At 71.7% G+C, this 315-nt stretch carries 1 protein-coding gene; it reads left to right on the top strand.

Annotation, left to right across the window (positions count from 1 at the left end; genetic code table 11):
• Nucleotides 1-315, top strand: a 315-nt coding sequence (locus QSJ97_RS24790; RefSeq protein WP_285675177.1) for a transposase, incomplete at both ends; no start/stop codon positions are given.

The following is a 315-nucleotide window of genomic DNA, read 5'->3' as shown; positions in this document are numbered from 1 at the left end:
TGTGTCCACGGCGTCTCGACGCGCGCGGTCGACGATCTCGTGCGCTCCATGGGCGGCAGCGGGGTCTCGAAGCGCCAGGTGTCGCGGCTCTGCGCCGAGATCGACGAGCGGGTGCAGGCTTTCCTCTCGCGCCCGATCGAGGGCCGCTGGCCCTATCTCCGGCTCGACGCCACCTATCTCAAGGTTCGCGAGGGCGGCCGGATCGTCAGCCTGGCCGTGATCGTGGCCGTGATAGTGGCCGTGGGCGTCAACACGGGCGGCCGGCGCGAGGTGCTCGGCGTCGCCACCGGGCCGTCGGAGGCGGAGACGTTCCGA

Source organism: Paralimibaculum aggregatum, assembly GCF_030270585.1.
Classification (GTDB): Bacteria; Pseudomonadota; Alphaproteobacteria; order Rhodobacterales; family Rhodobacteraceae; genus Thermohalobaculum; species Thermohalobaculum aggregatum.
Note: the sequence above shows the minus strand (reverse complement) of the source record. Positions and strands in the feature narration are given on the sequence as shown.